This window comes from Burkholderia diffusa (genome assembly GCF_902499115.1).
GTDB classification, from domain to species: Bacteria; Pseudomonadota; Gammaproteobacteria; order Burkholderiales; family Burkholderiaceae; genus Burkholderia; species Burkholderia diffusa.
This window is the reverse complement of sequence record NZ_CABVPN010000001.1, coordinates 166,800-190,954: the sequence shown is the minus strand read 5'-3', so window position 1 is coordinate 190,954 and position 24,155 is coordinate 166,800. Positions and strand designations below refer to the sequence as shown.

At 66.7% G+C, this 24,155-nt stretch carries 23 protein-coding genes; 19 read left to right on the top strand and 4 right to left on the bottom strand.

All coding sequences use genetic code 11. The features are described from left to right. Positions 1-68 precede the first annotated feature (68 nt). The 17 genes from BTE28158_RS00895 to BTE28158_RS00815 all read left to right on the top strand — a co-directional run bounded on the left by BTE28158_RS00895 (position 69) and on the right by BTE28158_RS00815 (position 18,012). Entirely contained in the window at positions 69-512 is a 444-nt protein-coding gene (locus BTE28158_RS00895; protein WP_059607671.1) for an HIT family protein, read from the top strand. Beyond that, positions 509-922: a gamma-butyrobetaine hydroxylase family protein gene (locus BTE28158_RS00890; RefSeq protein ID WP_011886002.1), complete on the top strand. Its 414-nt coding sequence runs from the start codon at positions 509-511 to the stop codon at positions 920-922. Before BTE28158_RS00895 ends, BTE28158_RS00890 begins: the two co-directional genes overlap by 4 nt. Before the next feature lie 52 nt (positions 923-974). Continuing rightward, positions 975-1,706 (top strand): bifunctional demethylmenaquinone methyltransferase/2-methoxy-6-polyprenyl-1,4-benzoquinol methylase UbiE, encoded by a 732-nt coding sequence (gene ubiE / locus BTE28158_RS00885; RefSeq protein ID WP_059607669.1) that lies wholly within the window; start codon positions 975-977, stop codon positions 1,704-1,706. A gap of 41 nt (positions 1,707-1,747) precedes the next feature. After that, positions 1,748-2,767 carry a Tim44 domain-containing protein gene (locus BTE28158_RS00880; RefSeq protein WP_174919611.1) on the top strand — a complete coding sequence of 340 codons (1,020 nt, stop codon included), beginning with the start codon at positions 1,748-1,750 and terminating at the stop codon, positions 2,765-2,767. A 164-nt stretch (positions 2,768-2,931) separates the two neighbouring features. Then, the gene (locus tag BTE28158_RS00875; protein WP_151052462.1) at positions 2,932-3,558 is read left to right on the top strand and encodes a ubiquinone biosynthesis accessory factor UbiJ; all 627 of its coding nucleotides are present in this window, start codon (positions 2,932-2,934) and stop codon (positions 3,556-3,558) included. Between the two features lie 12 nt (positions 3,559-3,570). Then, positions 3,571-5,148, top strand: a complete 1,578-nt coding sequence (gene ubiB / locus BTE28158_RS00870; protein ID WP_124621295.1) for a ubiquinone biosynthesis regulatory protein kinase UbiB — start codon at positions 3,571-3,573, stop codon at positions 5,146-5,148. Positions 5,149-5,165: 17 nt separating this feature from the next. Further along, positions 5,166-5,792, top strand: coding sequence for a class I SAM-dependent methyltransferase (locus tag BTE28158_RS00865; RefSeq protein ID WP_151052460.1), 627 nt, complete (start codon positions 5,166-5,168; stop codon positions 5,790-5,792). A 95-nt stretch (positions 5,793-5,887) separates the two neighbouring features. Then, positions 5,888-6,229 (top strand): FmdB family zinc ribbon protein, encoded by a 342-nt coding sequence (locus BTE28158_RS00860; RefSeq protein ID WP_174919609.1) that lies wholly within the window; start codon positions 5,888-5,890, stop codon positions 6,227-6,229. Between the two features lie 61 nt (positions 6,230-6,290). Continuing rightward, positions 6,291-6,941, top strand: a complete 651-nt coding sequence (locus BTE28158_RS00855) for a DUF502 domain-containing protein (protein WP_006477842.1) — start codon at positions 6,291-6,293, stop codon at positions 6,939-6,941. 67 nt (positions 6,942-7,008) lie between these two features. Beyond that, a complete protein-coding gene (gene aspS, locus BTE28158_RS00850; protein WP_059607657.1) occupies positions 7,009-8,811 on the top strand; it encodes an aspartate--tRNA ligase in 1,803 nt (600 codons plus the stop codon). Positions 8,812-8,967: 156 nt separating this feature from the next. Further along, positions 8,968-9,462, top strand: coding sequence for a dihydroneopterin triphosphate diphosphatase (gene nudB / locus BTE28158_RS00845; RefSeq protein ID WP_124900920.1), 495 nt, complete (start codon positions 8,968-8,970; stop codon positions 9,460-9,462). Then, a complete protein-coding gene (gene clsB, locus BTE28158_RS00840) occupies positions 9,459-10,733 on the top strand; it encodes a cardiolipin synthase ClsB (protein ID WP_059607656.1) in 1,275 nt (424 codons plus the stop codon). The genes nudB and clsB overlap by 4 nt, the downstream gene beginning before the upstream one ends. Positions 10,734-10,932: 199 nt before the next feature. Next, positions 10,933-11,532, top strand: a complete 600-nt coding sequence (locus tag BTE28158_RS00835) for a TetR/AcrR family transcriptional regulator (protein WP_006751498.1) — start codon at positions 10,933-10,935, stop codon at positions 11,530-11,532. Between the two features lie 58 nt (positions 11,533-11,590). Then, positions 11,591-13,378 (top strand): acyl-CoA dehydrogenase C-terminal domain-containing protein, encoded by a 1,788-nt coding sequence (locus BTE28158_RS00830; protein ID WP_059607654.1) that lies wholly within the window; start codon positions 11,591-11,593, stop codon positions 13,376-13,378. Positions 13,379-13,491: 113 nt separating this feature from the next. Then, positions 13,492-15,927: a 3-hydroxyacyl-CoA dehydrogenase/enoyl-CoA hydratase family protein gene (locus BTE28158_RS00825; protein ID WP_124900921.1), complete on the top strand. Its 2,436-nt coding sequence runs from the start codon at positions 13,492-13,494 to the stop codon at positions 15,925-15,927. 26 nt (positions 15,928-15,953) lie between these two features. Beyond that, positions 15,954-17,153 carry an acetyl-CoA C-acyltransferase gene (locus BTE28158_RS00820; RefSeq protein WP_059607650.1) on the top strand — a complete coding sequence of 400 codons (1,200 nt, stop codon included), beginning with the start codon at positions 15,954-15,956 and terminating at the stop codon, positions 17,151-17,153. Between the two features lie 91 nt (positions 17,154-17,244). Then, positions 17,245-18,012, top strand: coding sequence for an enoyl-CoA hydratase (locus BTE28158_RS00815; protein ID WP_151051014.1), 768 nt, complete (start codon positions 17,245-17,247; stop codon positions 18,010-18,012). 18 nt (positions 18,013-18,030) lie between these two features. Here BTE28158_RS00815 and fdhD read toward each other — a convergent pair whose 3' ends face one another. Next, positions 18,031-18,861: a formate dehydrogenase accessory sulfurtransferase FdhD gene (gene fdhD, locus BTE28158_RS00810; RefSeq protein ID WP_151051016.1), complete on the bottom strand. Its 831-nt coding sequence runs from the start codon at positions 18,859-18,861 to the stop codon at positions 18,031-18,033. Positions 18,862-18,974: 113 nt separating this feature from the next. On the opposite strand from fdhD, the gene BTE28158_RS00805 reads away from it, so the two are divergent. After that, a complete protein-coding gene (locus BTE28158_RS00805) occupies positions 18,975-19,457 on the top strand; it encodes a nitrate reductase associated protein (protein WP_059528173.1) in 483 nt (160 codons plus the stop codon). A 46-nt stretch (positions 19,458-19,503) separates the two neighbouring features. Here BTE28158_RS00805 and BTE28158_RS00800 read toward each other — a convergent pair whose 3' ends face one another. Next, a complete protein-coding gene (locus BTE28158_RS00800) occupies positions 19,504-19,899 on the bottom strand; it encodes an acyl-CoA thioesterase (RefSeq protein WP_059607646.1) in 396 nt (131 codons plus the stop codon). 175 nt (positions 19,900-20,074) lie between these two features. Here BTE28158_RS00800 and BTE28158_RS00795 point away from each other — a divergent pair, with 175 nt between their 5' ends. After that, positions 20,075-21,946 carry an ABCB family ABC transporter ATP-binding protein/permease gene (locus BTE28158_RS00795; RefSeq protein ID WP_151051018.1) on the top strand — a complete coding sequence of 624 codons (1,872 nt, stop codon included), beginning with the start codon at positions 20,075-20,077 and terminating at the stop codon, positions 21,944-21,946. A gap of 218 nt (positions 21,947-22,164) precedes the next feature. Here the strand turns inward: BTE28158_RS00795 and murU are convergent, their stop codons facing one another. Then, positions 22,165-22,887, bottom strand: coding sequence for an N-acetylmuramate alpha-1-phosphate uridylyltransferase MurU (gene murU, locus BTE28158_RS00790; RefSeq protein WP_151048850.1), 723 nt, complete (start codon positions 22,885-22,887; stop codon positions 22,165-22,167). Between the two features lie 22 nt (positions 22,888-22,909). Then, the gene (locus BTE28158_RS00785) at positions 22,910-23,959 is read right to left on the bottom strand and encodes an aminoglycoside phosphotransferase family protein (RefSeq protein WP_151048849.1); all 1,050 of its coding nucleotides are present in this window, start codon (positions 23,957-23,959) and stop codon (positions 22,910-22,912) included. Positions 23,960-24,155: the final 196 nt, after the last annotated feature.

The following is a 24,155-nucleotide window of genomic DNA, read 5'->3' as shown; positions in this document are numbered from 1 at the left end:
CGGCCGGGCCAAGGATGAGAGCGGGCGCCTGCGCTGAAGCGCCGGCGCCCGTCCACATGGGAGCGACGATGGAATGCGTGTTTTGCCGTGAAGACGGCGGCGAGGTGCTCTGGCAGGACGATGCGCTGCGCGTCGTGCTGGCGACGGGCGAGCACGACTACCCGGGTTTCTGCCGGGTGATCTGGGGCGCGCACGTGGCCGAGTTCTCCGATCTCGGCGAACCCGAGCGGGCACACCTGATGCGCGTGGTCTACGCGGTCGAACGGGCAGTGCGCCGCGTGATGCAGCCGAACAAGGTGAATCTCGCGAGCCTCGGCAACATGGTGCCGCACGTGCACTGGCACGTGATCCCGCGCTTCTCCAACGACGCCCATTTCCCGCAGCCCGTCTGGGCGCCGCGCCAGCGCAGCGTGTCAGAGGCGCTGCTGCGCGCGCGCGCGGCGCAGGCCTCGCTGCTGCACAATGCGGTGCGCGAGGAAATTCAACGCATGACAGATTCGAGGCAGCCATGAGCGGTTTGACTTCCACGACGCCGATTCCGTCCGGCGTCGTCGTGCACGCGGTGTCGCGCGTGCTTGAATTGCAGTACCCGAACGGCGAGAGCTACCGGATTCCGTTCGAGCTGATGCGCGTTTATTCGCCGTCGGCCGAGGTGCGCGGCCACGGGCCAGGCCAGGAGACGCTGCAGACGGGCAAGCGCGAAGTGACGATCACCGCGCTCGAGGGTGTGGGCAACTACGCGCTGCAGCCGACGTTCTCGGACGGCCATTCGACCGGCATCTACTCGTGGGATCTGCTGTACGAACTGGCGACGCAGCAGGACGCGCTGTGGCGCGACTATTTCGACAAACTGAAGGCGGCGGGCGTCGAGCGCGACGCGCCGATGCAGGCGGCCCCCGCGCCGCACGGCCACTGCCACTGAAATCGACGGCGCCCGATCGGCGCCGTCTTGCCATTAACTGAGGATCAACGCGATGAGCAAAACCCACTTCGGCTTCGAAAGCGTCGAGGAAACCGAAAAAGCGAAGAAAGTGGCGGGTGTGTTCCATTCGGTCGCGAGCAACTACGATCTGATGAACGACCTGATGTCGGCGGGCATGCACCGCGCGTGGAAGGCGTTCACGATCGCGCAGGCGAACGTGCGCCCCGGCTTCAAGGTGCTCGACATCGCGGCTGGCACGGGCGACCTGACCAAGGCGTTCGCGAAGGCGGCGGGCCCGACGGGCGAGGTCTGGCACACCGACATCAACGAATCGATGCTGCGCGTCGGCCGCGACCGGCTGCTCGACAAGGGCATCGTGACGCCGTCGCTGCTGTGCGACGCCGAGAAAACCCCCTTTCCGGACAACTACTTCGATGTGGTCACGGTCGCGTTCGGGCTGCGCAACATGACGCACAAGGACGCCGCGCTCGCCGAGATGCGCCGCGTGACGAAGCCCGGCGGCCGCGTGATGGTGCTGGAATTCTCGAAAGTCTGGGATCCGCTGAAAAAAGCGTACGATTTGTATTCTTTCAAAGTATTACCGTGGCTTGGCGACAAGTTCGCGAAAGATGCTGAAAGTTACAGGTATCTTGCTGAATCTATCCGGATGCATCCCGATCAGGACACGCTGAAGACGATGATGGAACAAGCGGGCCTCGACGCCGTCAAATATTACAATTTGTCAGGTGGCGTGGTAGCTTTACACATGGGAACCAAGTACTAAGGGGTTCTTTCCATACATTCGCCTTACATCTGGAGAAAGTGATGTCCGAATCGCGTTCGTTGTTCAACCGTAGCAAGCCGTCGAAGCCGTGGGCTCGACGGGTCGGCACGCTGCTGATGGTCGGCCTGCTCACGGCCGGCACGTTCGCATCGCTCGATGCCGAAGCCAAGCGCATGGGCGGCGGGCGCAGCATCGGCCGTCAAAACTCCACCGTCACGCAGCGCCAGGCCACGCCGCCTGCGCAGCAGCCGATGCAGCAGGCCGCGCCGGCGCAGGCGCAGCGCGCGAACCCGGCCGCACCGGCTCCGGCCGCGCAGCCGAACCGCTCGCGCTGGCTCGGGCCGATCGCCGGTCTCGCGGCCGGCCTCGGCATCGCGGCGCTGCTGTCGCACTTCGGCCTGGGCGGCGCGTTCGCGAGCATGATGGCGAACGTCATCGTGATCGCATTGCTCGCGATGGTCGGCATCTGGCTGATCCGCAAGTTCATGAACCGTCGCCGCCCGCACGAACCGGCGTACTCGGTGGGCGGTTCGGCATCGTCGTCGGGCGGCTACTCGCAGAGCCCGTCGTTCCAGCAGGGCAGCACCGGTAACAACAGCAGCTATGCGAACGAAGCGCAAGGCGTGTTCGGCGGCGGCGCAGCCGCCGCCGGCGCGGCGGGCGCGATGGCGGCTGCGCCGCTGCAGGTGCCGGCGGGCTTCGACACCGAAGCGTTCCTGCGCAGCGCGAAGGTCTATTTCGTGCGCCTGCAGGCCGCGTGGGACCAGGGCAACCTGGCCGACATCCGCGAGTTCACGACGCCCGAAATGTTCGCCGAGATCAAGATCGACCTCGATTCGCGCGGCAACGAGTCGAACCAGACCGACGTCGTGCAGCTCGACGCGGAGCTGGTCGCGATCGAGGATCGCGGCATCGAGCAGTCGGCGAGCGTGCGCTTCCACGGGCTGATCCGCGAATCGGCGAATGCGTCGGCCGCACCGTTCGACGAGGTGTGGAACCTGTCGAAGTCGGGCAGTCAGGGCTGGCTGCTCGCGGGCATCCAGCAACTCAACACGCATTGAGCGTGACCGGCGGCCCGCGCCGCCGGATGCCTGGGCGACGGCTGCCGCACTGCGACCGCTTGCCGCCCGGGTGTGCGGTTGGCCGCGGTCTACCGACGATCCGACGTTACAATAGAAACCCGCGTGGGCGCCCGGCCCGCGCGGGTTTTTTCTTTCCCAGCCCGATGACCTTTGCCGCCAAGCCTTTTGCTGCTGCTGTCAATCACCTGCTCGCGCGCGAATCGTGGGCGAGCGACCGCCTGATCCCCTACGCGGGCAAGACCGCCCGGCTCGACGTGCCGCCCGTCACGCTGACGCTGCTCGTGCAGCCCGACGGCTATCTGTCCGCTGTGGAAGCGCACGATGCGAAACACGTCGACGTGTCGATCGCACTCGCGGGCGACACTGTCGCCGCATTCCTGCAGGGCGGCCAGGCGGCCGTGATGAAGCACGTGAAGATCGAGGGGGACGCGGAGTTCGCGACGCAGATCGCGAAACTGGCCGAGCACCTGCGCTGGGAACCTGAGGAAGATCTCGCGAAGCTGGTCGGCGACGCGGCGGCGCACCGGATCGCGACGGTCGTGCGCGACGCCGGCGCGCGCGCGCGCCGCACCGGCCGCAACGTGCTCGATTCCGTCGCCGAATACTGGCTCGATGAAAACCCGCAAGTCGTCCGGCGCACGGTGCTCGGCGGTTTCGACGCCGAACTGGCGCGTGCGCGCGATGCGCTCGCGCGGGTCGAAAAGCGGGTCGAGCGACTCGAACAAAAAATCGGCGCGCGCACGGGCTCCGGCCCGCGCGGCGCGCACTGAGGGCCGCAGGGCATGCGCATTTTCCGTTTCATCAAGATTGTCTATACCGTCATCCGCTTTGGCCTCGACGAAGTGATGCTGTCCCGGATCGACGACCGGCGTGTGAAGCTGCTGTTGCGGATCACGACGATCGGCCGCCGCTATTCCGATCCGCCCGCCGTGCGGCTGCGTCACGCGCTCGAAAGCCTCGGCCCGATCTTCGTGAAGTTCGGCCAGGTGCTGTCTACACGCCGCGACCTGCTGTCGGTCGATTTCGCGAACGAACTCGCGAAGCTGCAGGACCAGGTGCCGCCGTTCGATTCGGCGGTCGCGATCGCGATCATCGAGAAGTCGCTCGGCGCGCCGGTCGACGAGCTGTTCGACGAATTCGAGCGCGAGCCGGTCGCGAGCGCGTCGATCGCGCAGGTGCACTTCGCGAAGCTGAAGCAGGGCGTGCACGCGGGCAAGGCCGTCGCGGTCAAGGTGCTGCGCCCGAACATGCTGCCGGTGATCGATTCGGACCTCGCGCTGATGCGCGACATCGCGACGTGGACGGAGCGCATGTGGGCAGACGGCCGGCGCCTGAAGCCGCGCGAAGTCGTCGCCGAATTCGACAAGTATCTGCACGACGAACTGGACCTGATGCGCGAGGCCGCGAACGGCAGCCAGCTGCGCCGCAACTTCGCGGGCCTCGACCTGTTGCTCGTGCCCGAGATGTTTTGGGATTTCTCCACGTCGCAGGTGCTCGTGATGGAGCGCATGACCGGCGTGCCGATCAGCCAGGTCGAGACGCTGCGCTCGGCCGGCGTCGACATCAAGAAGCTCGCGCGCGAAGGCGTCGAGATCTTCTTCACGCAGGTGTTCCGCGACGGTTTCTTTCATGCGGACATGCACCCGGGCAACATCCAGGTGAGCCTCGATCCGAACACGTTCGGCCGCTATATCGCGCTCGATTTCGGGATCGTCGGCGCGTTGTCGGATTTCGACAAGAACTACCTCGCGCAGAACTTCCTCGCCTTCTTCAAGCGCGACTACCACCGCGTCGCGACGCTGCACCTCGAATCGGGCTGGGTGCCGCCCGAGACACGCGTCGAGGAGCTCGAAAGCGCGATCCGCGCAGTGTGCGAGCCGTATTTCGACCGCGCACTGAAGGACATCTCGCTCGGTCAGGTGCTGATGCGTCTGTTCTCGACGTCGCGCCGCTTCAACGTCGAGATCCAGCCGCAGCTCGTGCTGCTGCAGAAGACGATGCTGAACGTCGAGGGGCTCGGCCGTTCCCTCGATCCTGAACTCGACCTGTGGAAGACGGCGAAGCCGTATCTCGAGCGCTGGATGACCGAGCAGATCGGCCTGCGCGGCTGGTACGAGCGCTTCAAGGTCGAAGCGCCGCAGTGGAGCAAGACGCTGCCGCAACTGCCGCGCCTGATCCACCACGCGATGGCGGCGCACCACGACGCACCGCGCGCGGCGAGCGAGGACCTGATGCGTCAGATCCTCGTCGAGCAGAAACGTACCAACCGGCTGCTGCAGGCATTGCTGATCTTCGGCCTTGCCGTCGGCGTCGGGGCGCTCGTCGCGCGCGTGCTGCTCGCGCTCGCGTACGGCGCATGACCGAAGGGAGCCGCGCGATGTCCGAACCGAAACGACCGCCCGCACCGAGCACCGCCGATTTCGAGACGCGCGACCCCGGCAACGCCGCGTTCTGGGACGAGCGTTTCGCGCGCGGCGTGACGCCGTGGGAGTTCGGCGGCGTGCCGAACGGGTTTCGCGCGTTTGCCCAGCGCCTCGAGCCTTGTGCGGTGCTGATTCCGGGCTGCGGCAGTGCGCAGGAGGCCGGCTGGCTCGCGCAGGCCGGCTGGCCCGTGCGCGCGATCGATTTCTCGGCGCAGGCGGTGGCGGCGGCGAAGGCGCAGCTCGGCGCGCATGCGGACGTCGTGGAGCAGGCCGATTTCTTCGCGTACCGACCGCCGTTCGATGTGCAGTGGGTGTACGAGCGCGCGTTCCTGTGCGCGTTGCCGCCGAGCCTGCGCGCCGGCTATGCGGCGCGGATGGCCGAACTGCTGCCCGCCGGTGCGCTGCTGGCCGGTTATTTCTTCGTGACGGCGAAACCAAAGGGGCCGCCGTTCGGCATCGAGCGCGCGGAACTCGATGCGCTGCTCGCGCCGCACTTCGAACTGATCGAGGATCTGCCGGTGACCGATTCGCTGGCCGTGTTCGAAGGGCACGAGCGCTGGCTCACGTGGCGCCGTCGCTGAAGCTCGGGCGTCGCGGCCGTTGCCGGAGCGCGCCGGGGTTTCAGCTATAATTCAAGGTTTTGCAAGCCGTTTCCAGTTTCTGCGGGAAAAATATCATGCCGATCTACGCCTATCGATGCGAAGCGTGCGGTTTCGCGAAGGACGTGCTCCAGAAGATGAGCGACGCGCCGCTGTCGCAATGCCCCGAATGCGGGAAGGATGCTTTTCGCAAGCAGGTCACCGCCGCCGGCTTCCAGCTGAAGGGCTCCGGCTGGTATGTCACCGATTTCCGCGGTGGCTCGAGCGGCGCCAGCGCGCCGGCGACGGCGTCCGGCGACACGGCGGCAGCACCGGCCGCCGCGGCGCCTGCGGCAGCCGCGCCCGCTGCCGCGAGCTCCGAAAGTACGACGACGAGCGCCGCGCCCGCCCCGGCTGCAGCGCCCGCCGCCAGCAGTTGACTGTCGCGGCCCGGCCGGGCCGCGACCAACCCGCGCTTCCGGCGCGGTTCATTGACGGCAGATGATGAAAAAGACGACCCTGAAAACGGTGTTCCTGACCGGCCTGCTGGTTCTCGTCCCGCTCGCGATCACGCTGTGGGTGCTCGGCCTCATCATCGGCACGATGGACCAGACGCTGCTGCTGTTGCCCGAATCGTGGCAGCCGGAGCGGATGCTCGGCTTCCACCTGCCGGGGATCGGCGCGGTGCTGACGCTCGCGTTCATCTTCGTCGTCGGGCTGGCCACGCAGAACTTCATCGGCCAGAAGCTCGTCACGTGGTGGAACGCGGTCGTGCGTCACATCCCGGTCGTCGGGCCGATCTACACGAGCGTCAAGCAGGTGTCGGACACGCTGCTGTCGAGCAGCGGCAACGCGTTCCGCAAGGCGCTGCTGATCGAATACCCGCGTCGCGGCTCGTATACGATTGCGTTTCTGACCGGCACGCCCGGCGGCGACGTGGTCAACCATCTGACGGAAGAGTACGTGAGCGTGTACGTGCCCACGACGCCGAACCCGACGTCGGGCTTCTTCCTGATGCTGCCGAAGAGCGAAGTCATCGAACTCGACATGTCGGTCGATGCCGCGCTCAAGTACATCGTCTCGATGGGCGTCGTGGCGCCTTCGGCGCCCGCTCCGGCGCCCGCCCGTCGTCCCGTCGAGCCGCCGCTGTAAGTAAAGAATCATCGCCCGGGCCGCGCGTTGCGGCACCCGTTGATCAAACCGAACGAAAGCAAACATCATGTCGATGCGTACTGAATACTGCGGTCTCGTGACCGAACACCTGCTGGGCCAAACCGTGTCGCTGTGCGGCTGGGTGCAGCGCCGCCGCGATCACGGCGGTGTGATCTTCATCGACCTGCGCGATCGTGAAGGCCTCGTGCAGGTGGTGTGCGATCCGGATCGCGCGGAGATGTTCGCGACCGCCGAAGGCGTGCGCAACGAGTTCTGCGTGCAGATCAAGGGTCTCGTGCGCAACCGTCCGGAAGGCACGGTCAACGCCGGCCTGAAGAGCGGCAAGATCGAAGTGCTGTGCCACGAGCTGATCGTGCTGAACGCGTCGGTCACGCCGCCGTTCCAGCTCGACGACGACAACCTGTCGGAAACGACGCGTCTCACGCACCGCGTGCTCGACCTGCGCCGTCCGCAGATGCAGCACAACCTGCGCCTGCGCTACCGCGTCGCGATCGAAGCGCGCAAGTACCTCGACGAGCAGGGCTTCATCGACATCGAAACGCCGATGCTGACGAAGAGCACGCCGGAAGGCGCGCGCGACTACCTCGTGCCGTCGCGCGTGAACGCGGGGCAGTTCTTCGCGCTGCCGCAGTCGCCGCAGCTGTTCAAGCAGCTGCTGATGGTCGCGAACTTCGACCGTTACTACCAGATCACCAAGTGCTTCCGCGACGAGGACCTCCGTGCCGACCGTCAGCCGGAATTCACGCAGATCGACTGCGAGACGTCGTTCCTCGGCGAGCAGGAAATCCGCGACCTGTTCGAAGACATGATCCGTCACATCTTCAAGACGACGATCGACGTCGAACTCGACGCGAAATTCCCGGTGATGCCGTACTCGGAAGCGATGGCGCGTTTCGGTTCGGACAAGCCGGACCTGCGTGTGCAACTCGAATTCACCGAGCTGACCGACGCGATGAAGGACGTCGACTTCAAGGTGTTCAGCACGCCGGCCAACGCGAAGGACGGCCGTGTCGCGGCGCTGCGCGTGCCGAAGGGCGGCGAGCTGTCGCGCGGCGACATCGACGGTTACACGGAATTCGTGCGCATCTACGGCGCGAAGGGCCTCGCCTGGATCAAGGTCAACGAGAAGGCGAAGGGCCGCGACGGCCTGCAAAGCCCGATCGTCAAGAACCTGCACGACGCATCGATCGCGGCGATCCTCGAGCGCACCGGCGCTGAAGACGGCGACATCATCTTCTTCGCGGCCGACCGCGCGAAGGTCGTCAACGACAGCCTCGGCGCACTGCGCCTGAAGATCGGCCATTCGGAATTCGGCAAGGCGAACGGCCTCGTCCAGGCCGGCTGGAAGCCGCTGTGGGTCGTCGACTTCCCGATGTTCGAATACGACGACGAAGACGCGCGCTACGTTGCCGCGCACCACCCGTTCACCAGCCCGAAGGACGAGCACCTCGAGTACCTCGAGACGGATCCGGGCCGTTGCCTCGCGAAGGCGTACGACATGGTGCTGAACGGCTGGGAAATCGGCGGCGGCTCGGTGCGTATCCACCGCGAGGAAGTGCAGAGCAAGGTGTTCCGCGCGCTGAAGATCGGTGCGGAAGAAGCGCAGGCGAAGTTCGGCTTCCTGCTGGACGCGCTGCAGTACGGCGCGCCGCCGCACGGCGGTATCGCGTTCGGTCTCGACCGCATCGTCACGATGATGGCCGGCGCCGACTCGATCCGCGACGTGATCGCGTTCCCGAAGACGCAGCGTGCGCAGGATCTGCTCACGCAGGCGCCGAGCCCGGTCGACGAGCGTCAGCTGCGCGAGCTGCACATCCGTCTGCGTCAGCCGGAACAGCCGAAGGCGTAACGCTTGTCACAGGTCGTGTGCGCGGTGACGCGCGCACGACGCCCAACGAAAAAGGCGCCGTTGTGCGCCTTTTTCGCTTTTTGCGGTACAGTCGCAGCACTTGCCGCACGTTCGGGCCCAGGCCCGGCGCACGGCCCTGTGCCGCATGAAACAAAGATGACGAAGCCGCCGAAAATCCCCGAATCCGTTCTCGTCGTGATCTACACGCCCGAACTCGACGTACTGGTGATCAAGCGTGCCGACCAGCCCGATTTCTGGCAATCGGTGACCGGATCGAAGGACGCGCTCGACGAGCCGCTCGCGCTCACGGCCGCGCGCGAAGTCGCCGAGGAAACCGGCATCTCGGTCGGGTCGCCCGACGTGCCGGCCACCGCGCTGATCGACTGGCACCACCGGATCGAATACAGCATCTATCCGCAATACCTGCATCGCTATGCGCCGGGCGTCACGCGCAATATCGAGCACTGGTTCGGCCTGTGCGTGCCGCGCCGCGTCGACGTGACGCTGTCGCCGCGCGAGCATGTCGACTACGCATGGCTGCCGTTCCGCGAAGCGGCCGCGCGCTGCTTTTCGCCATCGAATGCCGAAGCGATCCTGCAACTGCCCGTGCGCGTGTCGCTCGCGCAATCGCCGCACGGCTCTTCCGCATGAATGCGGAAACCCGCAAGCGCTTCGCGCAATTGCGGCAGATGTTCCTGCAGGAGCGCGGCTCCGCGTCGCGGCTCGCGTTCACGGCCGGCAACACGGTGCGCCTTTGCGAGACCGGCAACGAATTCTTCCACGCGCTGATCGAACGGATCGATGCGGCGCGCGAGCAGGTGATGCTCGAAACCTACATCTTCTGCGACGACGCGGCCGGCCGCCCGGTGTCGGATGCGCTGATTCGCGCGGCGCAGCGCGGCGTGCGCGTGCGCGTGATCACCGACGGCGTCGGCACCGCGCGCCTGCCGCTGTTCGATACGTGGGCCGAGGCCGGTGTCGAGCACTGCATCTACAACCGCTTCCTGTTCGGCCGCTTCGGCTTCTCGCGCACGCACCGCAAGCTCGCGGTGATCGATCATGCGGTCGCGTTCTGCGGCGGCATCAACATCGTCGACGACTACACGCAGGGCAGCGCGACGCTGCCGTTCCCGCGCTGGGATTTCGCGGTCGAGATGGCCGGGCCGGCGGTGTCGGACGTGCGCGCCGCGTTCGAGCTGCAGTGGCACCGCATCCAGTTCGGCCACAAGCCTTATGCGCAGTACGCGGCGGGGCTGCACGGCGGCGAGGCGTTCCCGGACATGTTCCGGCGCTGGATGCGCAGCCACCGGTGGATCAAGGCCGGTGCGCTGCGCGTCGTGACGGAGCCGAGCGTCGCGTTCGTCGCGCGCGACAATGTCGTGAACCGCCGCGCGATCGAGAAGGCGTATCTCGCCGCGATCGGCCAGGCGCGCCAGCGGATCCTGCTCGCGAATCCGTATTTCATGCCGGGCCGCAAGCTGCGCCGCGCACTGACGGGCGCGGCACGCCGCGGCGTCGACGTGCGGATCCTGATCGGCCGTAACGAGTTCACGGCGCTCGATACGGCCGTACCGTTCCTGTATCACGCGCTGCTGCGCGCGGGCGTGCGCGTGGCGGAATACGACAAGACGATCCTGCACGGCAAAGTGGCGGTGATCGACGACAACTGGGCGACCGTCGGCTCGTCGAACCTCGACGCGCTGAGCCTGATGCTGAACAATGAGGCGAACGTCGTGCTGGTGCGCTACGATGAGATCACCAACGAATTGCGCGACGCAATCGCGGCCGCCTTCACCGAAGGCCGTGAAATTGATGCCGCCCGGTATGCCGCACGGCCGCGCATCGAGCGTATGCTGAACTGGCTCGCATACAACACGTACCGCATCGTGATGAAGGCGCTGACGGTCGGTGGTTACGACTGACGAAGACTAAGCGTTCGCTTCAAAAATCTGTCCGCACGTTCGTGCGGAAAAGCCGCTCCGGTCCCGCCGGAATCGCGCAAAATAGCGGCTCGGTTAGACACCGGTTTCTAATAATTTCCTTGTTTCGCGAGCGGCCGCACTCAATAATAGTACGGCCGTTCGATTTTATTCGAACCCCCGAACGGTTACAGAAATAGCTATGCGAAAAGGCGAACAGACGCGTGCCGCGATACTCGAAGCTGCTTTGGACCTCGCCAGCCGTGACGGGCTGGAGGGGCTGACGATCGGCCTGCTGGCCGAGCGCATGCAGATGAGCAAGAGTGGTGTGTTCGCGCACTTCGGATCGCGCGAGGACCTGCAGGTCGAGGTCGTCCGCGAGTATCACCATCGTTTCGAAAACGAGGTGTTCTTTCCGAGCCTGCGTGAGCCGCGAGGCTTGCCGCGCCTCCGGGCGATGCTGGCCCGCTGGACGGAGAAGCGCATCCAGGAAGTGACGACCGGATGCATCTACATCAGCGGCGCCGTCGAGTACGACGACCGGCCCGACAGCCCCGTGCGCGAGCAGTTGATCGCGAGCGTGACGGCCTGGCGTGCCGCGATGCTGCGTGCCATTTCGCAGGCGAAGGAAGAAGGCCATCTGCGTGCGGATACGGATCCGGACCTGATGCTCTTCGAGTTGTACAGCTTCACGCTCGGCCTGCATCACGACGCACGATTCCTGCATTCGCCGGATGCCGTGCGCCTCACGTGGGCCGCGCTGGAAAAGACGATCGTTTCGTATCAGAGCGAGAGCCGTTAGCGGCGCGTGATCCGCCCGCCAGGAGCTCGAGCCGTTTTGCCCACCTTTGGAGAGAGTCATGGGACAGTACGCCGCGCCGCTGCGCGACATGCAATTCGTGTTGCACGAGCTTCTGAACGTCGAAGCCGAGGTCAAGCAAATGCCGCGGCATGCGGACCTCGACGCCGACACGATCAACCAGGTCCTCGAGGAGGCGGGCAAGTTCTGCTCCGAGGTACTGTTCCCGCTGAACCAGGTCGGCGACCGTGAAGGCTGCACGTATGAAGGCGACGGCGTCGTGAAGACCCCGACCGGCTTCAAGGAAGCGTACCAGCAGTACGTCGAGGCCGGCTGGCCGGCGCTCGGCTGCGATCCGGACTACGGCGGCCAGGGCCTGCCCGCGTTCGTGAACAACGCGCTCTACGAAATGCTGAACTCGGCGAACCAGGCGTGGACGATGTATCCGGGCCTGTCGCACGGCGCCTACGAATGCCTGCATGCGCACGGCGCGCCGGAACTCCAGAAGCAGTATCTGCCGAAGCTCGTGTCGGGCGAATGGACGGGCACGATGTGCCTGACCGAGCCGCACTGCGGCACCGACCTCGGCATCCTGCGCACCAAGGCCGAACCGAACGGCGACGGCTCGTACTCGATCAGCGGCACGAAGATCTTCATCTCGAGCGGCGAGCACGACATGTCGAAGAACATCGTCCACCTCGTGCTCGCACGCCTGCCGGACGCACCGCAGGGTACCAAGGGGATCTCGCTGTTCATCGTGCCGAAGTTCATTCCGGACGCCGCGGGCGAGCCGGGCGAGCGCAACGGCATCAAGTGTGGCTCGATCGAACACAAGATGGGCATCCACGGCAACTCGACGTGCGTGATGAACCTCGACAACGCGAAGGGCTGGATGGTCGGCGAGCCGAACAAGGGCCTCAACGCGATGTTCGTGATGATGAACGCCGCGCGTCTGGGCGTCGGCATGCAGGGTCTGGGTCTCACGGAAGTCGCATACCAGAACTCGCTGACGTACGCGAAGGAGCGCCTGCAGATGCGCTCGCTGACGGGCCCGAAGGCACCGGACAAGCCGGCCGACCCGATCATCGTGCACCCGGACGTGCGCCGCATGCTGCTCACGCAGAAGGCCTACGCCGAAGGCGCGCGCGCGTTCACGTACTGGTCCGCGCTGCAGATCGACAAGGAACTGTCGCACGCTGACGAAGCGGTGCGCAAGGAAGCGGCCGATCTCGTCGCGCTGCTCACGCCGATCATCAAGGCGTTCCTGACCGACAACGCGTTCGAGTCGACCAACCACGCGATGCAGATCTACGGCGGCCACGGCTTCATCTCCGAGTGGGGCATGGAGCAGTACGTGCGCGACGCGCGGATCAACATGATCTACGAAGGCACGAACTCGATCCAGTCGCTCGACCTGCTGGGTCGCAAGGTACTCGGCGACATGGGCGCGAAGCTGAAGAAATTCGGCAAGCTCGTCACGGAATTCGCGGAAGCCGAAGGCGTGAAGCCGGAAATGGCCGAGTTCATCAACCCGCTCGCCGACATCGGCGACAAGGTGCAGAAGCTGACGATGGAAATCGGCATGAAGGCGATGCAGAACCCGGACGAAGTCGGCGCTGCCGCCGTGCCGTACCTGCGCACCGTGGGCCACCTGGTGTTCTCGTACTTCTGGGCGCGCATGGCGCGCCTCGCCCTCGACAAGGAAGCGTCGGGCGACCCGTTCTACAAGTCGAAGCTCGCGACCGCACGCTTCTACTTCGCGCGCCTGCTGCCCGAAACGGCGGCGACGATCCGCGCCGCGCGCGCCGGTTCGAAGACGCTGATGGAAGTCGACGAATCGCTGTTCTGACGCGAGTCCGGGCGGTGCGCGCCGAGCGCCGCCCGAACGCAACGGTTCCTGGTACTCAATTCGCCGTGCAGCCCTCACAACCCGCGCTGCACGACACTATCCGGAGACATCCCGTGAGCAATTTCCTGATTCGCAAGGTCGCCGTGCTGGGCGCCGGCGTGATGGGCGCGCAGATCGCCGCGCATCTCGTCAACGCGCGCGTGCCGGTGCTGCTGTTCGACCTGCCGGCCAAGGAAGGCCCGAAAAACGCGATCGCGCTGAAGGCGATCGAGAACCTGAAGAAGCTGTCGCCCGCGCCGTTCGGCGTGAAGGACGATGCGAAATATCTCGAAGCCGCGAACTATGAAGACGACATCGCGAAGCTCGCCGAATGCGACGTCGTGATCGAGGCGATCGCCGAGCGGATGGACTGGAAGCACGACCTGTACAAGAAGGTCGCGCCGCACATCGCACCGAATGCGATTTTCGCGACCAACACGTCGGGCCTGTCGATCACGAAGCTGTCCGAAGGTTTCTCGGACGAGCTCAAATCGCGCTTTTGCGGCGTGCACTTCTTCAACCCGCCGCGCTACATGCACCTCGTCGAGCTGATCCCGACCGCGCATACGCGCCCGGAGATCCTCGACCAGCTCGAAACCTTCCTGACGAGCATCGTCGGCAAGGGCGTCGTGCGCGCGAAGGACACGCCGAACTTCATCGCGAACCGCGTCGGCATCTTCTCGATCCTCGCGGTGATCACCGAGGCTGCGAAGTTCGGCCTGCGCTTCGATGAAGTCGACGACCTGACGGGCAGCCGCCTCGGCCGCGCGAAGTCGGCGACGTTCCGCACGGCGGACGTGGTCGGCCTCGACACGATGGCGCACGTGATCAAGACGATGCAGGACAACCTCGCCGACGATCCGTTCTTCCCGGTCTACCAGACGCCTGCCGTGCTCGCCGAACTGGTGAAGCAGGGCGCGCTCGGCCAGAAGACGGGCGGCGGCTTCTACAAGAAGGAAGGCAAGGCGATCAAGGTGCTCGACGCGAAGACGGGCACTTACGTCGATTCGGGTGCGAAGGCGGACGAAACCGTCGGCCGCATCCTGAAGCGCCCGCCGGCGGAACGCCTGAAGCTGCTGCGCGAGACGGACCATCCGCACGCGCAGTTCCTGTGGTCGATCTTCCGCGACGTGTTCCACTACATCGGCGTGCATCTGGAGTCGATCGCCGACAATGCGCGTGACGTCGACCTCGCGATCCGCTGGGGCTTCGGCTGGAACGAAGGCCCGTTCGAAGGCTGGCAGGCTGCCGGCTGGAAGCAGGTTGCCGAGTGGGTGCAGGAAGACATCGCGGCCGGCAAGGCACTCGCGAACGTGCCGCTGCCGTCGTGGGTGCTCGAAGGCGCGGTTGCCGAGAAGGGCGGCGTGCACACGGCCGAAGGCTCGTGGGCGCCTGCTTCGAAGCGCTTCGTGCCGCGTTCCGACCTCGCCGTCTACGGCAAGCAGGTGTTCCGCGCGCCGCTCGTCGGCGAAGCCGGCGCCGATCCGAAGACGTACGGCAAGACGCTGTTCGAAACCGACGCGGTGCGTGCATGGGTCGACGACCGTGCGGGCGAGGACGACGTCGTGATCGTGTCGTTCAAGTCGAAGATGAACACGATCGGGCCGAGCGTGATCGACGGCCTCGTGCAGGCGATCGAGCTCGCGGAGAAGGACTACAAGGGCGTGGTGATCTGGCAGCCGACGTCGCTGAAGCTCGGCACGCCGGGTGGCCCGTTCTCGGCCGGTGCGAACCTCGAGGAGGCGATGCCCGCGTTCATGATGGGCGGCGCGAAGGGCATCGAGCCGTTCGTGAAGAAGTTCCAGGAAGGCATGCTGCGCGTGAAGTACGCGAACGTGCCGGTCGTTGCGGCCGTGTCGGGCATCGCGCTCGGCGGCGGGTGCGAACTGATGCTGCACAGCGCGAAGCGCGTCGTGCACGTCGAGAGCTACATCGGTCTCGTCGAAGTGGGCGTCGGCCTCGTGCCGGCGGGCGGCGGCCTGAAGGAAGCGGCGCTGCGCGCGGCGGATGCGGCAACGGCCGCGAACGCGACCACCGACATCCTGAAGTTCGTCACGAAGTCGTTCGAGAACGCGGCGATGGCCAAGGTTTCGTCGTCGGCGCACGATGCACGCGCGATGGGCTACCTGAAGCCGTCCGACACGATCATCTTCAACGTGTTCGAGCTGCTCGACACAGCGAAGAAGGAAGCACGCGCGCTGGCGGCCGTCGGCTACCGTGCGCCGCTGCGCGCGAAGGACGTGCCGGTCGCAGGCCGCTCGGCGATCGCGACGATCAAGGCATCGCTCGTCAACATGCGTGACGGCCGCTTCATCAGCGACCACGACTACCTGATCGCGAGCCGTATCGCCGAAGCCGTGTGCGGCGGCGACGTCGAAGCCGGCAGCCTCGTCGACGAGCAGTGGCTGCTCGCACTCGAGCGCCGCGCGTTCGTCGAGCTGCTCGGCACGCAGAAGACGCAGGAACGGATCATGGGCATGTTGCAGACCGGCAAGCCGGTGCGTAACTGAGCGAGCGACAAGGCAAGGAGTCTGAAATGAGCAAACAACTGCAAGACGCATACATCGTCGCCGCTAGCCGCACCCCGATCGGCAAGGCTCCGCGCGGTGTCTTCAAGAACACGCGCCCCGACGAGCTGCTGGTTCACGCGATCAAGTCGGCGGTCGCGCAGGTGCCCGGCCTCGACACGAAGGTGATCGAGGACGCGATCATCGGCTGCGCGATTCCGGAAGCCGAGCAGGGCCTGAACGTGGCCCGCATGGGCGCGCTGCTCGCGGGGCTGCCGCAGACGGTCGGCGGCGTGACGGTCAACCGCTTCTGCGCGTCGGGCATCACGGCGCTGGCGATGGCGGCGGACCGCATCCGCGTCGGCGAATCGGACGCGCTGCTCGCGGGCGGCTGCGAATCGATGAGCATGGTGCCGATGATGGGCAACAAGCCGTCGATGTCGCCGCACATCTTCGATCGCAGCGAGGATTTCGGCATTGCATACGGGATGGGCCTGACCGCCGAGCGCGTCGCCGAGCAGTGGAAGGTGAGCCGCGAAGACCAGGACGCGTTCTCGGTCGAATCGCACCGCAAGGCGCTCGCCGCCCAGCAGGCCGGCGAGTTCGGCGACGAAATCGCCGCGTACACGATCACCGAGCGTTTCCCGAACCTGGCGACGGGTGAAGTCGACGTGAAGACGCGCGAGATCAAGCTCGACGAAGGCCCGCGTGCGGATACGTCGATCGAAGGCCTCGCGAAGCTGCGCACGGTGTTCGCGAACAAGGGCTCGGTCACGGCCGGCAACAGCTCGCAGACGTCGGATGGCGCGGGTGCGCTGCTCGTCGTGTCGGAGAAGGTGCTCAAGGAGTTCAACCTGACGCCGCTCGCGCGCTTCGTGAGCTTCGCGGTGCGTGGCGTGCCGCCGGAAATCATGGGCATCGGTCCGAAGGAGGCGATTCCGGCCGCGCTGAAGGCCGCAGGCCTGAAGCAGGACGATCTCGACTGGATCGAGCTGAACGAAGCGTTCGCCGCGCAATCGCTGGCGGTGATGCGTGATCTCGGCCTCGACCCGTCGAAGGTCAACCCGATGGGCGGTGCGATCGCACTCGGCCACCCGCTCGGCGCGACCGGCGCGATCCGCGCGGCGACCGTCGTGCATGGCCTGCGCCGCCGTAACCTGAAGTACGGGATGGTCACGATGTGCGTCGGCACCGGCATGGGCGCCGCGGGCATCATCGAACGCCTGTAAGCGGGGCGGGACAAGAGCGACGACGGTGCGCGGGCCACGAGCTCGCGCACCGTTTTTTCATTCCGATAGAGGAAAGTCAAAGGAGACGGTTGTGGCCGAAATTCAAGTGGAACGCGCCGATGGCGTGATGACGATCACGATCGCGCGCCCGGCGAAAAAGAACGCGCTGACGGCGGCGATGTACCAGACGATGGCCGATGCGCTCGCCGACGCGCAGGAGGACAAGGCGGTCCGCGTGATCCTGCTGCGCGGCAGCGATGGCAACTTCAGCGCGGGGAACGATCTCGAGGATTTCCTGAAGGCGCCGCCGAAGGACGAAAACGCGTCGGTATTCCAGTTTCTCGCGCGGATCAGCAGCGCGACCAAGCCGATCGTCGCGGCGGTGCCGGGCATCGCCGTTGGCGTCGGCGTGACGATGCTGCTGCACTGCGATCTCGTCTACGCGGCCGACACCGCGGCGTTCTCGCTGCCGTTCGCGCAGCTCGGGCTGTGCCCGGAAGCCGCGTCGAGCGTGCTGCTGCCGCGCCTGGCCGGCCATCAGGTCGCCGCTGAAAAGCTGCTGCTCGGCGAAGCCTTCGACGCGCTGGAAGCGCACCGCATCGGCATCGTCAATCGCGTGCTGCCGGCCGCCGAGCTCGACGCATTCGCGGCGAAGCAGGCCGCGAAACTCTCGGCGCTGCCGGCGTCGTCGCTGCGCGTGACGAAGGCGCTGTTGAAGGAGACGGGAGGCGTGGCCGTTGCCGCGCGGATGAGCGAGGAAGCCGGCCACTTCTCCGCGATGCTGCGCGCGCCGGAAGCACGCGAGGCGATGACGGCGTTCTTCGAGAAGCGCAAGCCGGATTTCCGTCAGTTCGACTGACGGCGCGGCCCGACGGCATCAGGCCGTGCCGTAATCGACGTGGCCGGTTTCACGGCAGAAGCAGACCAGCCGGAGGCCGGCCGCCTTCGCGATCTCGATCGCGAGCGACGACGGCGCGGAGATCGTCGCGACCATCGGGATTCCGACCCGCGCCGACTTGCGCACGAGCTCGTAGCTCGCGCGGCTCGACAGGAACACGAAGCCGTCGGTCGCGTCGGCGCGCGACAGCACGAGCGAGCCGATCAGCTTGTCGAGCGCGTTGTGGCGTCCGACATCCTCGAACGCCATCCGGATCGCGCCTGTTGCGTCGCACCACGCGGCCGCATGCAGGCCACCGGTGAGTCTCGTGAGCGCCTGGTGCGCCGGCAGCGCGTGGGCCGCGCGCGCGAGCGCGTCGGGCGCGAGGCGCGCGAGAAAGCCGGTATCGGGCACCCGTTCGGGCGCGAGGTCGAGCAGGTCGATGCTCTCGATCCCGCACACGCCGCAGCCGGTGCGCCCCGCGAGCGCGCGGCGGCGGTCCTTCAGCGCGGCGAACGCCTGCTGGACGACCTCCAGATGCACCTCCGCGTGCGGCAGCGACGCGTCGGCGTGGAGGATCACCTCGATGTCCTTGATGTCGCTGCCGCGTTCGACGATCCCTTCCGAGATCGCGAAGCCGACCGCGAACGCCTCGAGGTCGCGCGGCGTGCACATCATCACCGCGTGCGAGATGCCGTTGAAGACCAGTGCGACCGGCCATTCCTGGCCGACGTAGTCGTGCGCGGTTTCGACGGCGCCGCCGCGCGTGCGGCGCACGGACAGCTCGATCGCGCCGCGCGGTTCTTCTGTTTCAGTCGGATTCACGAGCACTCCCGTTGATTCGAGGCAGGGCGGCGACGATCGTGTCCGCCGCTCGCGCGCAGAGGTTCTAAAATACCTCAGGCAGGCCGGCCGCGCCGGCATCCGCCACTCAGGTAACGACCATGGGACTCAGCGACGCACCGCTGCTATTCAATTTCGAACACGATTCGTCGGAAAACCTGACGTACATCCCGATGATCGTGCGTTTCAATCTCGACCGTTTCGGTCTGCGGATTTCGCTGGAGCAGTGGCAACTGCTGCCGCTCGAGGACCGCAAGCTGCTCGCGCGCTTTCCGGCCGACGACGACACCGCGATCGAGCCCAATTTCGATCACGCGCTGTTCGAAATGCTGCGCACGCACGCCGACCTCGAACCGTCGTGGTTCCAGCCGGACGAGCAGCCGAGCTGGCGCGCGACCGATTCGGTGCCGGACGCGCTTGTGCAGCAGAGCGCGCTGGCCGGGCTGCCGGCGCCCGCGCTCGCGCAGTGGCAGCGGCTCGCGCCGTTCCAGCGCTACGTGCTGATGAAGCTGTCGCGCAAGCCGAAGCTGAACCACGATTTCCTGCCCGCGATGCGGGAGTTCGGGCTGACGGCCACGCACTGAGGCGGCCGCGGGCCGGTGGAGGGCGCCGTCGCGCGGCGCTCGCCCGTCAGAGCGGCGGCAGTTGGCGCGGCTTGCGGTCAGTGCCGGTCGCGACGTAGGTGAGGGTTGCTTCGGTGACCTTCACGATTTCACCCATCAGGCGCATGCGCTGCGCGTACACCTCGACGTCGACCGTGATCGACGTGTTGCCGGTGCGCATGATGGTCGCGTAGAAGCTGAGCAGATCGCCGACGAACACAGGCTGCTTGAACACGAACGAGTTGACCGCGACCGTCGCGACGCGACCGTTCGCGCGCTGGCTCGCGGGGATCGAGCCGGCGATGTCGACCTGCGACATGATCCAGCCGCCGAACACGTCGCCGTGGACGTTCGCGTCGTGCGGTTGCGGGACGACACGCAGCGCGGGTTGCTTTTGCGGGAGTTCGAGGGTCGAATCGGTCATGGCGGGGGCTTTCATCCTGTAATAAACATGCCGCCGCGCGCAGGCCGGCCGGCGAGGGCGCCGGCAGCGGCGCGAAGCGGCTTCTGCGACAATACAACGTTCGCAAATTGTACGAGAAAGTGACCAAGCCGGCCGCCGATGCACGCGCCTGGCGCCGCCGCCGATCCTTCCCCCCATGCGCCGATTTCCTGCTTCCGGCGAGCCCGCGCCGGCTTCGACCGGGCCTCGCAACGACTGGCAGACCATCCGGTCGTTGCTGCCGTACCTGACCACCTACAAATGGCGCGTCGCGCTCGCGCTCGGCTGCCTGATCGGCGCGAAGGTCGCCAACCTCGGCGTGCCGGTCGTGATGAAGCGCATCGTCGACCACCTGTCCTACGTCCAGCAGATCACCGCGCTCGGCCGCGCCGAACAGTCGGCCGGCATCGTGCTCGCGGGCGGCGTGGGGCTGCTGGTCGTCGCGTATGCGCTCGTGCGGCTGTCGACGTCGCTGTTCACCGAACTGCGCGAGATCCTGTTCTCGAAGGTCACCGAGAGCGCGGTGCGCCAGCTCGCGCTGCAGGTGTTCCGGCATCTGCACGGGCTGTCGCTGCGCTTCCATCTCGAGCGCCAGACGGGCGGCATGTCGCGCGACATCGAGCGCGGCACGCGCGGCATCCAGCAGCTGATTTCGTATTCGCTGTACAGCATCCTGCCGACGCTCGTCGAGGTCGGGCTCGTGCTCGGCTTCTTCGTGGTCAAGTACGAGGCGTATTACGCCTACGTGACGTTCGCGGCGCTGGTCACCTACATCGTGTTCACGGTGAAGGTCACCAACTGGCGCACGCATTTCCGCCGCACGATGAACGAACTCGATTCGCGCGCCAACTCGCGGGCGATCGATTCGCTGATCAACTACGAGACGGTGAAGTATTTCGGCAACGAGGAGTGGGAAGCGCAGCGCTACGACGAGAACCTGAAGCGCTACCGCAAGGCCGCGATTCGTTCGCAGAATTCGCTGTCGGTGCTGAACTTCGGCCAGCAGGCGATCATCGGCACGGGGCTCGTGTTCATCCTGTGGCGAGCGACGCAGGGCGTGCTCGCCGGCAAGCTGACGCTCGGCGATCTCGTACTGATCAACACGTTCATGCTGCAGCTGTACATTCCGCTGAACTTTCTCGGCGTCGTCTATCGCGAACTGAAGCAGAGCCTCACCGACATGGACCGCATGTTCGGGCTGCTGTCGGCGGCGAAGGAAGTGGCCGACCTGCCCGATGCGCGGCCGCTCGCGGTGGCCGGCGCGCAGGTGCGTTTCGAGCACGTGAATTTCGCGTACGAGCCGGCGCGGCAGATCCTGCACGACGTGACGTTTACGATCGACGCGGGCACGACGACCGCGGTGGTCGGCCACAGCGGCTCCGGGAAGTCGACGCTGTCGCGGCTGCTGTTCCGCTTCTACGATCTCGACCGGCAGACGGGCGGTGCGATCCGGATCGACGGCCAGGACATTCGCGACGTCACGCAGGACTCGCTGCGTGCATCGATCGGGATCGTGCCGCAGGACACCGTGCTGTTCAACGACTCGATCTACTACAACATCGCCTATGGCCGGCCGACCGCGAGCCGAGACGAAGTGATCGCGGCCGCGCGCGCCGCGCACATCCACGACTTCATCGAGAGCTTGCCGAAGGGCTATGACACGCCGGTCGGCGAGCGTGGGCTCAAGCTGTCGGGCGGCGAGAAGCAGCGCGTCGCGATCGCGCGCACGCTGCTGAAGAATCCGCCTGTGCTGCTGTTCGACGAGGCGACGTCGGCGCTCGATTCGCGCTCGGAGCGTGCGATCCAGCACGAACTCGACCAGATCGCGCGGCACCGCACGACGCTCGTGATCGCGCACCGGCTGTCGACGGTCGTGCATGCGCAGCAGATTCTCGTGATGGACCACGGGCGGATCGTCGAGCGCGGCACGCACGACGAACTCGTGCGCGCGGACGGGCTGTATGCGCAGATGTGGGCGCTGCAGCAGCAGCGCGCGGCGGCGGGCGGGGAAGCGGCCGAGGCCGCGTGAGCGTGGATGTTGCGCCGGGCGGTGCTGGAACGGTCCGTTCGCCGGCCGCTCGGCATCGGGCGGCGTTGCGCCGTCACGGCCCGGCGCTGCGGCGCTGCGGCGCAGCGTTCGCGGCGTTTGATCCAGGCGCGGCCTCCCGGCGATCGACCGGGCCGTCATCGGCCTTTCGGGCCCTTGGCCGCCGCGCCGGGTGGCCCGACGGTCAGCCGCGAATCAGCTCAGCCTGCGGCGGCGCGCAGCCGCGCATCCAGTTCGCCGAGCTGCGCGGGCGTGCCGACGTTCTCCCAGATACCTTCATACAATTCGCCGCTCGCGCGGCCGGCCTCGATGGTCGCCTTGAAGTACGGCGTCAGCGGCCGGTGCGTGCCGGGCACGATGTCGCGGAACATCCGCGTGTCGTACACGCCGATGCTGCCGAACGTGACACGCGGCGCGCCGGCGAGCGCCAGCCGGCCGTCGTCGCGGAGCACGAAATCGCCGTCCGGATGGAACGGCGGGTTCGGCACCATCACGAGATGCATCGCGGGCGCGTCGAGCTCGGCCATCCTCGCAGCGTGGGCGGCGAGCGTCCGGTAGTCGAATGCGCAGTAAACATCGCCCGCGACCGCCGCGAACACCGTCGGCCGGCCGTCGCGCTCGAGCAGCGGCAGCGCCTGCGCGATGCCGCCGGCGGTTTCCAGCGCGTCGCCTTCGGCCGAATACGCGAGCCGCACGCCCCAGCGCGAGCCGTCGCCGAGCGTTGCCTCGAGCTGTTCGCCGAGCCACGCGTGGTTGATCACGATCGTCTCGATGCCCGCGCGCGCGAGCGCCTCGATCTGCCAGACGATCAGCGGCTTGCCGCCGACTTCGAGCAGCGGCTTCGGGCGGGTGTCGGTCAGCGGGCGCATCCGTTCGCCGCGTCCGGCGGCGAAGATCATCGCCGTGGTCAGGGTAGTGCTCATGTTCGGCTGAATGTGAGGGCGGTCAGAACGTATAGCCGACGTCGGCCGCGCCCTTGCCCTCGAGCTCGTCGAGCAGCTTCGCGAACGGCACGAGCGGGCGGTAGCGCAGCGCGACCTTGCGCGCATACGCGAGGAAGCGCGGCAGGTCGTTCAGGTAATGCGGCTTGCCGTCGCGGTAGTTGATCCGTGCGAACAGGCCGAGGATCTTGATGTGGCGCTGCAGCCCCATCCACTCGAGCTGGCGGTAGAACTCGCCGAAGTCCGGATCGACCGGCAGGCCGGCCTTCTTCGCCTTTTCCCAGTAATACGCGAAGCAGTCGAGCTCGAACTCCTCGTCCCAGCTGATGAACGCGTCGCGCAGCAGCGACACGACGTCGTACGTCAGCGGCCCGTACACGGCGTCCTGGAAGTCGAGCACGCCGGGGTTCGGCTCGCAGACCATCAGGTTGCGCGGCATGAAATCGCGCAGCATGAAGCCCTGCGGCTGCGCATGGGCGCTCGCGACCAGCAGCGCGAAGGTGCGGTCGAGCGTGCCGCGCATCGCGTCGGTGACGGGCTTGCCGAGGTGCCGGCCGACGAACCATTCGGGCAGCAGCTCCATCTCGCGGCGCAGGAATGCCTCGTCGAACGGCGGCAGCACGTCGGGCTTCGAGCTCAGCTGGAAGCGGATCAGTGCGTCGAGCGCGTCGCGCATCAGCGGGCGCGCCGCGACCGGGTCGGCCGGATCGAGCACCGAGATGTACGCCGTGCGGCCGAGGTCGGTCACGAGCATGAAGCCCGCGTCGAAATCGTGGGCCAGCACGTCCGGCACGTGGTCGCCGGCCGCGGCGAGCAACTGCGCGACCTGAACGAATTCGCGACACTTCTCGGGCGGCGGCGCGTCGACCGCGACCAGCGAGCCGCCGGGGCTCGTGGCCGATGCGAGCCGGAAATAGCGGCGGAAACTGGCGTCCGACGACGCGGGTGCGAGGGTCGACAGGTCGAGGGCGAAGCGCTCGGCGAGCGGGCGCAGCCACGCGGTCAGGGCGTCGAGACGGGCGTCGGGCTGGGATGCGGCGGATGGGGGTGTCATGAAACTCGGCGGAGGGGGGAACGTCTTGCCATATAATACCCCACGACTTTTTTGACGCGCCCCGCGTCAGCTTCCGCCGTGCAGGCCCGCCGCCTGTCGCGCCGTCCGCCCGATCGCCTCCCCGGTTTGCGCTCAGCCGCAGTCGCGGTGCGACGGCGCGGCCCGCCGTGCGCGAATGTGCCGTGCAGGTGCGGTT